General features: G+C 70.5%; 12 protein-coding genes. All 12 read left to right on the top strand.

Features of this window, described 5'->3' with window-relative positions; genetic code table 11:
- Window positions 1-90 precede the first annotated feature (90 nt).
- The 12 genes from OG371_RS25375 to OG371_RS25320 all read left to right on the top strand — a co-directional run bounded on the left by OG371_RS25375 (window position 91) and on the right by OG371_RS25320 (window position 13,301).
- Complete coding sequence (locus OG371_RS25375) at window positions 91-2,205, top strand: HelD family protein (RefSeq protein ID WP_329057610.1); 2,115 nt, start codon at window positions 91-93, stop codon at window positions 2,203-2,205.
- Between the two features lie 127 nt (window positions 2,206-2,332).
- Window positions 2,333-3,328, top strand: coding sequence for an LLM class flavin-dependent oxidoreductase (locus OG371_RS25370; RefSeq protein ID WP_329057608.1), 996 nt, complete (start codon window positions 2,333-2,335; stop codon window positions 3,326-3,328).
- A gap of 302 nt (window positions 3,329-3,630) precedes the next feature.
- A complete protein-coding gene (locus OG371_RS25365) occupies window positions 3,631-4,410 on the top strand; it encodes an MlaE family ABC transporter permease (RefSeq protein ID WP_091623324.1) in 780 nt (259 codons plus the stop codon).
- A 4-nt stretch (window positions 4,411-4,414) separates the two neighbouring features.
- A complete protein-coding gene (locus OG371_RS25360) occupies window positions 4,415-5,266 on the top strand; it encodes an MlaE family ABC transporter permease (protein ID WP_091623321.1) in 852 nt (283 codons plus the stop codon).
- Window positions 5,263-6,540: an MCE family protein gene (locus tag OG371_RS25355; protein ID WP_329057605.1), complete on the top strand. Its 1,278-nt coding sequence runs from the start codon at window positions 5,263-5,265 to the stop codon at window positions 6,538-6,540. Before OG371_RS25360 ends, OG371_RS25355 begins: the two co-directional genes overlap by 4 nt.
- Window positions 6,537-7,538: an MCE family protein gene (locus tag OG371_RS25350; protein WP_329057602.1), complete on the top strand. Its 1,002-nt coding sequence runs from the start codon at window positions 6,537-6,539 to the stop codon at window positions 7,536-7,538. Before OG371_RS25355 ends, OG371_RS25350 begins: the two co-directional genes overlap by 4 nt.
- On the top strand, window positions 7,535-8,521 hold the full coding sequence (locus tag OG371_RS25345) for an MCE family protein (RefSeq protein WP_329057600.1): 987 nt from the start codon (window positions 7,535-7,537) through the stop codon (window positions 8,519-8,521). Before OG371_RS25350 ends, OG371_RS25345 begins: the two co-directional genes overlap by 4 nt.
- Window positions 8,518-9,555: an MCE family protein gene (locus tag OG371_RS25340; RefSeq protein ID WP_329057597.1), complete on the top strand. Its 1,038-nt coding sequence runs from the start codon at window positions 8,518-8,520 to the stop codon at window positions 9,553-9,555. The genes OG371_RS25345 and OG371_RS25340 overlap by 4 nt, the downstream gene beginning before the upstream one ends.
- Window positions 9,552-10,607 carry an MCE family protein gene (locus OG371_RS25335; RefSeq protein WP_329057595.1) on the top strand — a complete coding sequence of 352 codons (1,056 nt, stop codon included), beginning with the start codon at window positions 9,552-9,554 and terminating at the stop codon, window positions 10,605-10,607. Before OG371_RS25340 ends, OG371_RS25335 begins: the two co-directional genes overlap by 4 nt.
- The gene (locus OG371_RS25330; protein WP_329057593.1) at window positions 10,607-11,827 is read left to right on the top strand and encodes an MlaD family protein; all 1,221 of its coding nucleotides are present in this window, start codon (window positions 10,607-10,609) and stop codon (window positions 11,825-11,827) included. Before OG371_RS25335 ends, OG371_RS25330 begins: the two co-directional genes overlap by 1 nt.
- On the top strand, window positions 11,806-12,495 hold the full coding sequence (locus tag OG371_RS25325) for a hypothetical protein (protein WP_329057591.1): 690 nt from the start codon (window positions 11,806-11,808) through the stop codon (window positions 12,493-12,495). The genes OG371_RS25330 and OG371_RS25325 overlap by 22 nt, the downstream gene beginning before the upstream one ends.
- Window positions 12,492-13,301: a hypothetical protein gene (locus OG371_RS25320; protein WP_329057589.1), complete on the top strand. Its 810-nt coding sequence runs from the start codon at window positions 12,492-12,494 to the stop codon at window positions 13,299-13,301. Before OG371_RS25325 ends, OG371_RS25320 begins: the two co-directional genes overlap by 4 nt.
- Window positions 13,302-13,333: the final 32 nt, after the last annotated feature.

Here is a 13,333-nt window from a genome sequence, read left to right as displayed (position 1 = left end):
TTGGGCAGGACATGCTGAACCACGCGCGCGCAACGCGTAGAGTCGTTCTTCGCCCTGATGGGGCGATCGAGATTCTTCAAGGAGCGATGCGTGTCCGAACCCCGGGTCAGGCGGGCTGAGATCGCCGTGGAGCAGGCGCATGTGGACCGGGTGTACACCCAGCTCGCGGCGCTGAAAGCCCAGGCCGAGGCGATGCGCACCAAGGGCTACGAAATCGGGCAGGGCGCCCAGCGCGAGGCGATCTTCGAGCAGGCGTCGATGCTCTTCGAGCGCGACATGATGGTCCACCACGCGAACCAGACGCTGCAGACGCTGGACGCGGAGTACGAGGGCCTGGTCTTCGGCCGGCTCGACCACCGCGACGGCGAGCTGATCTACGTCGGCCGGCTCGGCATCCGCGACGCGGAGTTCGACAACCTGGTCACCGACTGGCGCGCCCCGGCGGCCGCGGCGTTCTACCAGGCGACCGCCGAGGAGCCGATGGACGTGGTGCGCCGCCGCGTGATCCGCTGCTCCGGGCCGAACGTGCTGGACGTGGACGACGACGTGCTGATCGCCGACGCCGTGCCCGAGGACATGCAGATCGTCGGCGAGGGCGCGCTGATGGCCGCGCTGGGCCGCTCGCGCGGCGAGAAGATGCGCGACATCGTCGCCACCATCCAGAAGGAGCAGGACGAGGTCATCCGCGCGCCGTGGCGCGGGGTCACCGAGATCACCGGCGGGCCGGGCACCGGCAAGACGGCCGTGGCGCTGCACCGCGCGGCGTACCTGCTCTACCGCCACCGCCGTCAGCTGGGCGGCGCCGGCGTGCTCGTGATCGGGCCGTCCGGGGTGTTCACCTCGTACATCTCGCGGGTGTTGCCGTCGATGGGCGAGACGAACGTGGAGCTGCGCGCGCTCGGCGAAGTGCTCGACGGGCTCGAGGCGACCCGCCAGGACAGCTCGCCGCTGGCCGCGGTGAAGGGCTCGCTGCGGATGCGGCGGGTGCTGCTGCGCGCGTTGCGCGACACCCCGCCGGAGGCGCCGGACGAGCTGCGGATCGTCTACCGCGGCGAGGTGCTGAAGCTCACCGAGCACGAGCTGGAGAAGGTACGGCGCAAGGCCCACACCCAGGGGGCGCCGCCGAACCGTTCACGCGTGCGCGTCGCGGAGCTGCTTCTGGACGCGCTGGCCGCGAAGGCCGAGGGGTACGCGAAGGAGGACGGCCGTCAGATCGACCGCGCCGAGCTGATCACGGACCTCGGCGAGCGCATCGAGTTCCACCGCTTCCTGGTCGTCTGGTGGCCGGTGCTGTACCCGGCCCAGATCCTGAAGTGGCTGGGCAGCGAGAAGCGGCTCGCGGCCGCGGCCAAGGGCGTGCTGAACCGCGGCGAGATCACCATGCTGGCGGCCGATTTCGCGGACCGCTCGCACGGCTGGTCGGTGGCCGACGTCGCACTCCTGGACGAGCTGCGGGTGCTGATCGGCCCGGAGCCGAAGCGCCGCCGCCGCCAGACCGTGCTCGAAGCGGAGCCGGAACAGCGCGGCACGACGCACCGCCCGGAGCACTACGACGAGTACTCGCACGTGGTCGTCGACGAGTCGCAGGACCTGTCGCCGATGCAGTGGCGCATGGTCGGCCGCCGCGGCAAGTACGCGAGCTGGACCGTGGTGGGCGACCCGGTGCAGAGCTCGTGGCCGGACCCGGACGAGGCCGCGGCCGCGCGCGACCAGGCCTTCGGCCCGAAGACCGCCCGGCGCCGCTACACGCTGCGCACGAACTACCGGAACTCCGCGGAAATCTTCGACCTGGCCGCGAAGGTCGTCATCGGCCACGCGGAGGCCGACGAGCTGCCGCGCGCGGTGCGCACCACCGGCATCACGCCGGAGGTCCGCCCGGTCGAGCGCACCGGCATGGAGGCGGCGACGCAGGGCGCGGTGAAGGAGCTGCTCGGCTCCGTCGAGGGCACCGTGGGCGTGATCACGGCGATGGACCGCGTCGCGGAAGTCACGTCCTGGTTCGCGGCCACCGCGGACGAGCGCCTGAAGGTCGTCGGCAGCCTCGACTCCAAGGGCCTGGAGTACGACGCCGTGGTCCTGGTCGAGCCGATGGAGCTGGTCACCGAGTCCACCACCGGCCGCCGGGTGCTGTACGTCGCGCTGACCCGTGCCACCCAGCAGCTCATCGTGCTGGCCTCGGACCCGGACTGGCTGCCCTCGGCCTGATCGCCGCCGCCCCGCCCACGCCCCGGCCCGGCCCCGGCCGAAGCGAGGTGACGTCCACCGCAGCCGCGCGGCGAAAAACGGAGGTTGCCTCGGGAAGGGAACAGGCCCCTCGCGCGTTACGCCGGATGTGAGTTCTCTGCCTGACGTCCCGCTGTCCGTGCTCGACCTCTCCCCCGTCTCGGAAGGGAGGGGGGTCGGCGACGCGCTGCGCAGCACCCTCGACCTGGCCCGGCACGCCGAGCGGCTGGGCTATCACCGTTATTGGCTCGCCGAGCACCACAACATGCCGGGCATCGCCAGCTCGGCCACCGTGGTGATGATCGGGCACGTGGCCGACGCCACCGAGACGATCCGCGTCGGCTCCGGCGGCATCATGCTGCCGAACCACGCGCCGCTCGTGGTGGCCGAGCAGTTCGGCACGCTGGAGGCGTTCCACCCGGGCCGGATCGACCTGGGCATCGGCCGCGCGCCGGGCACCGACCAGCGCACGGCGCTCGCCCTGCGCGGGCCCGGCGGGCTGTCCGCCGAGAACTTCCCCGAGCAGCTGCTGGAGCTGAACGACTACTTCGAGCACGACCCGGCCCGCGGCGTGAACGCGGTGACGGCCGAGGGCAACAAGCCGTCGGTGTGGCTGCTCGGCTCGTCCGGCTTCAGCGCGCAGCTGGCCGGTCGCCTGGGCCTGCCGTTCTCCTTCGCGCACCACTTCGCCGCCGAGAACACGCTGCCCGCGGTGCAGCTCTACCGCGAGAACTTCCAGCCGTCCGAGGTGCTCTCCGAGCCGTACGTGATGCTCGGCGTCTCCATCGTCGCGGCTGAGACGGACGAGCGCGCGCAGTTCCTCGCCGGCCCGAGCGGGCTGACGTTCCTGAGCCTGCGCCGCGGCCGTCCGATCGCGCTGCCGACGCCCGAGGAAGCCGCCGAATACCCGTACACGGAGATGGACCGCGCGTTCCTCGCCGAGCGTTTCGGCTCCGGCATCATCGGCTCGCCCGAGACCGTCCGCAAGGGACTCGAGCAGTTGCTCGCCGACACCGCGGCGGACGAGCTGATGGTCACCACGATGGTCCACGGGCACGCCGACCGCGTCCGTTCCTACGAGATCGTGGCCGATCTCAAGAATTGACCCGCGGCAAGAAGATCCCGGTCCGGACTGGACCGGGATTTTTCTTTTCCACCTCTGACAACAAGATCGGCCGCCTTTGTCAGAAATACACAAGAATTTCGCGGTTACCAGGCCGTGACCGCGTAACCAGCGACAAGTTCTTGTCTCCGAGCGGGCCCGTGGTTAGCGTACCGACCAGTAACGAAACCGCACGGTAACACCCGGAAAAGCATTTGCCCGGCACGCGAGTCCGCCATTCGGACCAGCCGGAAAGGCCTCTCGCGGGGTGATTCACCGCGCCCGGGGAATGCTGGGAGGCTCGGATGGCGACACAGTTCCCGGGTGCCGCCGCGCTCCGGCAGACCGGGCGGCTCTACGCGCTGGCCCTCGACGTGGTCCGGCTGACCTTCCGCCGCCCGTTCCAGTTCCGGGAGCTGGTGCAGCAGTTCTGGTTCATCGCGAGCGTCTCGATCCTGCCGACGGCGCTGGTCTCGATCCCGTTCGGCGCCGTGATCGCGCTCCACATCGGCTCGCTGACCACGCAGATCGGCGCGCAGTCGTTCACCGGCGCGGCCAGCGTGCTGGCGATCATCCAGCAGGCCAGCCCCATCGTCACCGCGCTGCTGATCGCGGGCGCCGGCGGCAGCGCGATGTGCGCCGACCTGGGCTCGCGCACCATCCGCGAGGAGATCGACGCGATGGAGGTGCTCGGCGTCTCGCCGATCCAGCGCCTGATCGTGCCGCGGGTGCTCGCCGCGATGGGCGTCTCGGTGTTCCTCAACGGCATGGTCAGCGTGGTCGGCGTGCTCGGCGGCTACTTCTTCAACGTGATCATGCAGGGCGGCACCCCGGGCGCGTACCTGGCGAGTTTCTCCGCGCTGGCCCAGCTTCCGGACCTGTGGATCAGCGAGATCAAGGCGCTGATCTTCGGCTTCGTCGCAGCCGTCGTCGCCTCCTACCGCGGCCTCAACCCGCGCGGCGGGCCGAAGGGCGTCGGCGACGCGGTGAACCAGTCCGTGGTCATCACCTTCCTGTTGCTGTTCGTGCTGAATCTGGTGCTGACGACCGTCTACCTGCAACTCGTGCCGCCCAAGGGGAGCTGAGCCGATGGCCACCAAGACCCCGCCCCGGGCCACGCGGGTACTCGAAGCCGTCGACCGCCGCTTCGGCTTCCTCGACACGCTCGGCGACCAGATCCTGTTCTTCCTGCGCGCGCTCGGCTGGGTGCCGCGCACGGTGCGCCGCTACCTGCGCGAGGTCGTGCGGCTGCTGGCCGAGGTGAGCTTCGGCAGCGGCGCGCTCGCGGTGATCGGCGGCACGATCGGCGTGATGATCGGCATGACCGTCGCGACCGGGACGGTCGTGGGCCTTCAGGGCTACTCCGCGCTGAACCAGGTGGGCACGTCGGCGTTCGCGGGCTTCATTTCGGCGTACTTCAACACCCGGGAGATCGCCCCGCTGGTCGCCGGACTCGCGCTTTCGGCCACGGTCGGCTGTGGTTTCACCGCGCAGCTGGGCGCCATGCGGATCTCCGAGGAGATCGACGCGCTCGAGGTGATGGGCATCCCGAGCGTGCCGTACCTGGTCACCACGCGCGTGATCGCCGGCTTCCTCGCCGTGATCCCGCTGTACGCCATCGGCCTGCTGTCCTCCTACCTCGCCTCCCGGCAGGTCACCGTGTGGGCGTTCGGCCAGTCCGCGGGCACTTACGACCACTACTTCCTGCTGTTCCTGCCGCCCGGCGACGTGCTGTGGTCGTTCGGCAAGGTGCTGGTGTTCAGCGTCGTGGTGGTGCTGGCGCACTGTTATTACGGTTTCCGCGCGAGCGGCGGGCCGGCCGGCGTCGGCGTGGCAGTTGGCCGCGCGGTGCGCACCGCGATCGTCGCGATCAGCGTGATCGACTTCTTCCTCAGCCTCGCCATCTGGGGCGCGACGACCACGGTCCAGGTGGCCGGATGAGCCGGCACGCGCGGCTGCGCAAGGCGGGCGTCCGGACCGCGGGGGTGCTGTTCCTGGCCGTGATGTCGGTGTTCGTGCTGATCACGATCAAGGTCTACGACAAGGACTTCGTCGCGTCCGTGCCGGTCACGCTCAAGGCCGACCGCGTCGGCAACCAGCTACGCGAAGGCGGCCAGGTGAAGGCGCGCGGGGTCGTCGTCGGTGAGATCCGCGGCGTGCGCGCGGTGGCCGGCGGCGCGGAGATCTCGCTCGCGCTCGAGCCGGACAAGGTGGACCGGCTCCCGCGTGACGTCTCCGCGCTGCTGGTCCCGAAGACGCTGTTCGGCGAGCGCTACGTCCAGCTGTCGATCCCGGCCGCGGACCGGACGCCGCCGCTGAAGGCCGGCGACGTGATCGCGCAGGACCACTCGGCCAACGCGATCGAGCTGGAACGCGTCTTCGACAACCTCCTGCCCCTGCTCCAAGCCGTGCAGCCGCAGAAGCTCGCGACCACGCTGACGGCGGTCTCCACCGCGTTGCAGGGCCGCGGCGCCCAGCTCGGGCAGACGCTGGCCCAGGCGTCGGACTACCTCAAGCAGTTCAACCCCGACCTGCCCCGGCTGGACCAGAACGTGCACGACCTCGCCACCGTTTCCCATCTGTACGGCGACATCGCGCCGGATCTGCTCGACGCGCTGTCCGCCTCCGCGGTCACGCTCGGCACCGTCAACGAGAAGCGCGGCGACCTCGGCGCGCTGTACCAGCAGGTGACAGCGTCCTCTGGCGACATCACGACTTTCTTGCAGCGCAACGGGAACAACATCATCTCGCTGTCCGCCGACAGCCGGCGGCCGCTGGAGATCGGGGCCGAGTACTCCCCCAGCTTCCCCTGCACGCTGCAGGCGCTGACCAACCTGAAGCCCGACATGAACAAGGTGCTCGGCGCCGGCACGAACCAGCCCGGCCTGCACGTGGAGATCTCGGTGACGCAGTCGCGCGGCAAGTACGTGCCCGGCAAGGACGACCCGGTGTACAACGCCACCGGCGGCCCCCGCTGTTACCCCAGCGGCGTCGTGCCGACCACCGGCACCGCGGCGGCCGCGCCCGGCACGTCGGCGCACCCGCTGCTGCCCGGCGCCGACGGCGACCTCGGCGTCGCGAATTCGCCGCAGGAGCAGGAGTTGCTGGCCACGCTCGTCGCGCCGTCGATCGGCGTGCCCACCGGGCAGGTGCCCTCGTGGGGCAGCGTGCTCGTCGGCCCGCTCTACCGCGGCACGGAGGTGAAGCTCAAATGAGGAACCTCGCCGCGCCACTGGTCAAGAGCCTGATCTTCATCCTGGTCACGGCCGTCGCCACGGTGGTGCTCGCGCTGTCGATCACCGGCGGCACCGTGGGCAGCGCGCAGGTCTACGGCGCCACCTTCCTCGATGCGACGGCGCTGAACGTCGGCGACGACGTGCGGATCTCCGGGGTCAAGGTGGGCCAGGTCGAGAGCCTGGACATCACCGACCACAACCGCGCGCACGTCAGCTTTTCGCTGGAGCAGGGGCGCACGCTGCCGTCGGACGTCAGCGCGGTGATCAAGTACCGCAACATGGTCGGCCAGCGCTACATCGCGCTGGACCGGGGCGAGCCCGGCGCCGGCACGTTGCCGCCGGGCGGCGAAATCCCGCTGTCCCGGACCACCCCAGCGCTCGACCTGACCGACCTGTTCAACGGCTTCAAACCGTTGTTCCAGGCGCTCTCGCCGAAGGACGTCAACGACCTGTCCGGCGAGATCGTGCAGGTGCTGCAGGGCGAGGGCGGGACGGTCGACGACCTGCTGGCGCACACCGGCTCGCTGACCACCACGCTGGCCGACCGCGACCAGGTGATCGGCCGGGTGATCGACAACCTGAACTCGGTGCTGAAAACCGTCAACGGCAAGGGGGACGCGCTCGCGACGCTCATCTCCACCCTGCGCCAGCTCGTCTCCGGGCTGGCCGGCGACCGCACCGCGATCGGCGACGCGATCGGCGGCATCGCCGACCTGTCGCAGTCCACCGCCGGCCTGTTCGAGCAGGCCCGGCCGGGGCTGAAGGACAGCATCTCCGGGCTGGGCGCGCTGTCGCAGAACCTGAACACCGGACAGTCCGATGTGGACAACTTCCTGAACAAGCTGCCGCCGAAGCTCAACGACCTCGGCCGGATCGGCTCGTACGGCTCGTGGCTGAACTTCTACCTGTGCAGCGCCACGCTGCAGACGTCGCCGCCTCGCGGCGTCCCTGCGACCGCGGCGAGGTGTGGCGCGTGAAGTCCTTCCGCGAGCGCAATCCCCTGACGCTGGGGGTGGCCGGCAGCATCGCGCTGGCGGCCGTGCTGACGCTGACCCTGAACTGGGACAACCTGCCCGTCGTCGGCGGCGGCACCACCTACGAGGCCGAGTTCACCGAGGCCGCCGGGCTGCAGGCCGACGACGAGGTGCGGATCGCCGGCATCAAGGTCGGCCAGGTGTCCGGCGTCGACCTGGCCGACGACCACGTGCTGGTGAGCTTCCAGGTGAAGGACGCCTGGATCGGCGACCGGACCTCGGCGCAGATCAAGATCAAGACCCTCCTGGGCCGTAAGTTCCTGGCGCTGAACCCGACCGGCGCCGGCGACCAGGACCCGAGCCAGCCGATCCCACGCAGCCGCACCGTCACGCCGTTCGACGTCACCGACGCGTTCAACGGCCTCGCCGACACCGCCGGCGCCATCGACACCAAGCAGCTCGCGGACAGCTTCGCGACGATCAGCGACACGTTCAAGAACTCGCCCGAGCACGTCCGGACCGCGCTGGACGGCCTCAGCGCGCTGTCCAAGACCGTGTCCTCCCGCGACAACCAGATCGCGGAACTGCTGGCGGGCGCCCGGAAGCTGACCACCACGCTGGCGAACTCCAACGACGACTTCGAAAAGCTCATCGGCGACGGCAACCTGCTGCTGACCGAGCTGAACAACCGGCGCGACGCCATCCACCAGCTGCTCGTGGGCGCGCAGCAGCTCTCGCAGCAGCTCAACGGGCTCGTCGCGGACAACAAGGACCAGCTCGGCCCGGCGCTCACCCAGCTCGGGCAGGTCACCGACCTGCTGCAACGCCAGAACGACAACCTCGCGAAGAGCCTCCAGCTGGCCGGCCCGTACTTCCGCGTGGTGAACAACTCCGTGGGCAACGGCCGGTGGGTCGACAACTACCTGTGCGGCTTGATCCCGGAGAACCGCGATCCGTGCACGCCGCCGAAGGGAGGCGCGAAATGACCACCACCCGGGCGGGCCTGCGCATCAGCCGGTTCCTGACCTTCGCCGTGATCCTCGTGCTCGTGCTCGCGGGGGTGCTCTGGTGGGTCTTCTCGGGCGCCGGGCAGCACCACGTCACGGCGTACTTCTCCCGCGCGGTCGGTGTCTACAGTGGATCGGACGTGCGGGTGCTCGGCGTCAAGGTCGGCGAGGTCACCGCGGTCACGCCGCAGGGCGAGCAGGTGCGGGTCGACATGTCGGTGGACGCCGGAGTAGCCGTCGCCGCCGACACGCCCGCGGTGGTGGTGGCGCCGAGCGTGGTCGCCGACCGCTACGTGCAGCTGGCCAAGCTGGCGCGCGGCGGCCCGAAGCTGCCCGACGGCGCCGTGATCGGCCGGGACCGCACGGCCACGCCGGTCGAGCTGGACCAGCTGTACGCCAGCCTGAACACACTCGCCACGGCGCTCGGCCCGAAGGGCGCGAACTCCGACGGCGCGCTGTCCGACCTGCTGCGCACCGGCGCGGCCAACCTCCAGGGCAACGGCACGGCGTTCAACAACTCCGTCCGCGACTTCGCCCAGCTCGCCCGGACGCTGGCGGGCAACTCCGACGACCTGTTCGGCACCGTCGACGAGCTGCAGAAGTTCACCAGCATGCTGGCCACCAACGACAGCCAGGTGTCCGACGTGAACCGGCAGCTCGCGGCGATCTCGGACACCCTGGCGGCCAACCGCGGCGAGCTGGCCGGCGCGTTGAACGGCCTCGGCAGCGCGCTCGCCGGCATCCAGTCCTTCATCCACGACAACCGGGCCGCGATCAAGTCCAATGTGGACAAGCTGGCCGGCACCACGCAGACGCTGGTGGATCAGCGCGCGTCGCTGGCCGAGGTGCTCGACACCGCGCCACTGGCCGCGACCAACGTTCTCAACGCGATCGACCCCGCCACCGGCACCCTGCAGGGCCGGACCGACCTGCTCGACTATGCCTCCGGTCAGCACATCGCCGGTCTGCCGTTGCCGATATCGGGCGACATCGTCACCGGGGGCGGGCGATGAGGGCCCGGCCGCTGCTGACCGCGGTGACGGTGGCCTGCCTGGCGCTGGCCGGATGCTCCTCGCCCGGCGGCTTCCACGGCGTGTACGACCTGCCGCTGCCCGGCGGCGCGGACCTCGGCGACCACCCGTACCAGGTCACTGTGCAGTTCGCCGACGTGCTGGACCTGGTGCCGCAGGCCGCGGTGAAGGTCGGCGACGTGCCGGTCGGCCGGGTCCAGTCCATCGGCCTCGGCGCCGACGGGTGGACCGCGCAGACCGTGCTGAGGGTGAACGGCGACATCGCGCTGCCCGCGAACGCGGTCGCGCGGCTGCGCCAGTCCTCACTGCTGGGCGAGAAGTTCGTGGAGCTGGCGCCACCGGACCAGGCCGCGTCCGGGAAGCTGGGCGACGGCGACGTCATCCCGGTCTCGCGCACCAACCGGAACCCGGAGATCGAGGAGATCTTCGGCGCGCTTTCGCTGCTGCTCAACGGCGGCGGCATCGGCCAGCTCCAGACCATCGACCAGGAGCTGTCGAAGGTGATGACCGGCAACGAGGCCGAGATCCGCGGCTTCCTGTCCGGAGTGGACACCCTGATGTCCAACCTGGACGCCCACCGCGCGGACATCACCACCGCGCTCGACGGGCTCGACCACCTGTCGGCGTCGCTGGCGAACCGCGACAACCAGATCGCCGACGCGCTCACCGACCTCACCCCCGGCCTCAAGACGCTCACCGACCAGCGCGCGCAGCTCGTCACCATGCTGGACTCGTTGAACCAGCTGTCCTCGGTGGCCACCAACGTCGTCGACCGGAGCCGGGACGACCTGGTCGCGGACCTGAACGCGCTCGCGCCGATCCTGCACCGGCTCGCCGACGCCGGGCAGAACCTGCCGAAGGCGCTGGAGATCCTGCCGACCTTCCCGTTCACCGACCCGGTGCTGGACGCGATCAAGGGCGATTACCTCAACGTCTACGCGTCGCTGATCCCCGCGCCCGGGGTGCCGCTGCCGCCGCCGGGTGAAGGCACGCCGCCGGGGCTGCCGACGCTGCCGTTGTCGGGAGGCCAGTGATGCTGTCGAGGAAAGCGCGCGTGCAGGTGCTGGTGTTCGTCGTGATCGCGCTGGTGACGACGGCGTTCGTGGGCGCTAAGTACGCGGGCATCAGCCGGCTGTTCGGCATCGGCTCGTACACGGTGAAGCTGGAGCTGTCCGACGGCGGCGGCATCTTCACCAACGGCGAGGTGACCTACCGCGGCGTCCCGGTCGGGCGCGTCGGGCCGCTGCGGCTGACCGATTCCGGCATGGAGGCCGACCTGCTGCTCGACTCGTCCGCGCCGCCGATCCCGGTGAACTCCCAGGCGGTCGTGGCGAACCGGTCGGCTGTCGGCGAGCAGTACGTCGACCTGCAGCCGCGCACGGACGGCGGGCCGTACCTGGCCGCGGGCTCGGTCATCCCGCGCGAGTCGACCACGCTGCCGCTGCCGGTGCAGACGTTCCTGACCAACCTGGACGACCTGACCGCCTCGGTGCCGACCGGCGACCTGCGCACGGTCGTCGACGAGCTGGACAACGCGTTGCAGAACTCGGGCCCGGACCTGCAACTGCTGATGGACACGGCGTCCTCGTTCACGAAGTCGGCCTCGGACAGCCTGCCGCAGACCCACCGCCTGATCGACGACGGCGCCACGGTGCTGCGTACGCAGGCCGATTCTTCGGGCGAGTGGCGGGACTTCAGCCGCAACGCGCACCTGTTCGCCGACCAGCTGAAGACCTCCGACGGCGACCTGCGCCGCCTGATCACGGCCGCGCCGCCCGCCGCCACGGAGATTTCGGGCCTGCTGAAGGACACCGACCCCGGGCTGCCGGTGCTGCTCGCGAACCTGCTCACGACGTCACAAGTGTTCAGCGCCCGCACCGACGGCCTGGAGCAACTGCTGGTCACCACGCCGAAGGCGGTGGCGGCGACGTCCGCGGCCATCACCCCGGGCAGCGGGAAGGTGTCGCTGGCGCTGACGTTCTTCGACCCGCCGCCGTGCCGCACGGGTTACGGGAGCACGCCGGTCCGCAGCAGCGCCGACACTTCGCCGCTGCCGTTCAACACCGCAGCGGCGTGCACGCTGCCCGCCGGCTCCGCGACGTCGGTGCGGGGCTCACAGAACGCGCCGCACCCGGGTTTGCCGCCCGTCGCCGTCCCGGGTGGCGCTGGGGGACTGACCGACCTGACGCGCTTCGACGGCCAGCCCACGTCCACCGATCTCGAGGAGATGCTGTGGCTGCGCAACGGAAACTGACCTCGGTTGTGGAACTCGACGCCGCCGATGCGGACTTCTCGGTGACCTTGCCGGAGTCCGACCACGCTCCGGCAACGCCCGGTGAAACGGCAGCCGCCGCACCGTCGCAGCTCGCCGATCCTGTCTCGGCAGGCGACTCCTCCGCGCCCCGGTCTTGGGTCTCCCGTCGGAAACCGGTCCGGGCCGCGGCGGTGGTCCTCGCGGCGGCCGCGGTGTTCGCGGGCTGGTCGGGTTATTCGTGGTACTCGGCGTCCCATTCGCCGTCCACCACCTACGGCGAGACCCGCGACGAGGCGCTGGCCACCGGCCGCACCCTGGTCGCCACCCTGAACACCCTCGACTACCACCAGGTGGACGCCGGCCTGTCCCGCTGGCTCGACGCGTCCACCGGCCCCCTCCACGACGAGCTGGCCCGCACCACCCCCCAGACGAAACAGGCGCTGGCCGCCGGCGCCACTGTCGCCACCGGCAAGGTCCTCGACGCGGGACTGTCCGAACTGGACACCCACGCGGGCACCGCGAAGCTCATCGCGTCGGTCGAAGTCACCGTCGCCAAGGAGGGCGCCGCCCCGGCCACCCGCCGCAACCGCTACGCCGCCACCCTGACCCGCACCGCGTCCGGCTGGAAGCTCAGCACCCTCGACCAGCTGGCGGTGACGTCGTCATGAGCACCACACCCCCCGATGGCTCGGCCACCCTCGCCAAACTGGGCATCCTCCCCCCGCGACGCCCTGTCACCCCACCCAGCGCCCCCTCCGACGGCACCCCCGGCGCGGGCGACGACCACACCGCCGTTGCCGAAGCCACGAACACCACCGACCCCGCCGAAGTCCCCACTCCCCACAATGGCGCCCTCTGCGTGAGCGACGACCACACCGTCCCCACCGAAACCACCGGCCCCGCCGACCCCACGCCAAGCTCCGATTCCAGCCCCCTCGCCACCCCCGAACCGCCCGGCCACCATCGCTTCCGCCGTCACCGCCTCCCCGCGGCACTCCTGGCCGTAGCCGTGCTCCTGGCCGCCGCCGGCGCCTGGTTCACCCTCGAAACCCACGCCGCCGCCACCTCCGTCGCGACGACGAACCAGGCCCTCACCGACGTCACCGGGACGGCCGACGTCACCTCGGCCGTCAGCCTCGCGCTCAACAAGGTCTTCTCCTACTCCTACGACAAGACCGACGTCACCGAAAAGGCCGCCGACGCCGTTCTGCACGGCAAGGCCCGGGATTCCTACGACAAGCTGTTCGCGGACGTCCTCCGAATGGCTCCGTCGCAAAAGATCGTGCTCGCTTCGCGCGTTTCGGAGGTTTCCGTCCAGCAACTCGACGGCAACCACGCACAGTTGCTCGCATTCCTCGACCAGTCCGCCACCCGGGCGGACAATGGCACCACCAGTACGGCGGCGGCACAACTTTCCGTCACAGCCGAACGGGTTGACGGGAGCTGGGTCGTCACCGACCTCTCACCGCGTTGAAAAAGGTTTCCGGGGGCAGCCGGGAACTGATC

The sequence above is a fragment of the Amycolatopsis sp. NBC_01480 genome, from assembly GCF_036227205.1.
Lineage (GTDB): Bacteria > Actinomycetota > Actinomycetes > Mycobacteriales > Pseudonocardiaceae > Amycolatopsis.
The sequence above is the reverse complement of the archived record's forward strand: the minus strand, read 5'-3'. Positions and strand labels throughout refer to the sequence as shown.

What these genes read in the sequence shown, in the direction of transcription:
- OG371_RS25340 (WP_329057597.1), top strand. Translation starts at nt 8,518, where the DNA reads ATGACCACCACCCGGGCGGGCCTGCGCATCAGCCGGTTCCTGACCTTC.
- OG371_RS25350 (WP_329057602.1), top strand. Translation starts at nt 6,537, where the DNA reads ATGAGGAACCTCGCCGCGCCACTGGTCAAGAGCCTGATCTTCATCCTG.
- OG371_RS25335 (WP_329057595.1), top strand. Translation starts at nt 9,552, where the DNA reads ATGAGGGCCCGGCCGCTGCTGACCGCGGTGACGGTGGCCTGCCTGGCG.
- OG371_RS25360 (WP_091623321.1), top strand. Translation starts at nt 4,415, where the DNA reads ATGGCCACCAAGACCCCGCCCCGGGCCACGCGGGTACTCGAAGCCGTC.
- OG371_RS25320 (WP_329057589.1), top strand. Translation starts at nt 12,492, where the DNA reads ATGAGCACCACACCCCCCGATGGCTCGGCCACCCTCGCCAAACTGGGC.
- OG371_RS25365 (WP_091623324.1), top strand. Translation starts at nt 3,631, where the DNA reads ATGGCGACACAGTTCCCGGGTGCCGCCGCGCTCCGGCAGACCGGGCGG.
- OG371_RS25355 (WP_329057605.1), top strand. Translation starts at nt 5,263, where the DNA reads ATGAGCCGGCACGCGCGGCTGCGCAAGGCGGGCGTCCGGACCGCGGGG.
- OG371_RS25330 (WP_329057593.1), top strand. Translation starts at nt 10,607, where the DNA reads ATGCTGTCGAGGAAAGCGCGCGTGCAGGTGCTGGTGTTCGTCGTGATC.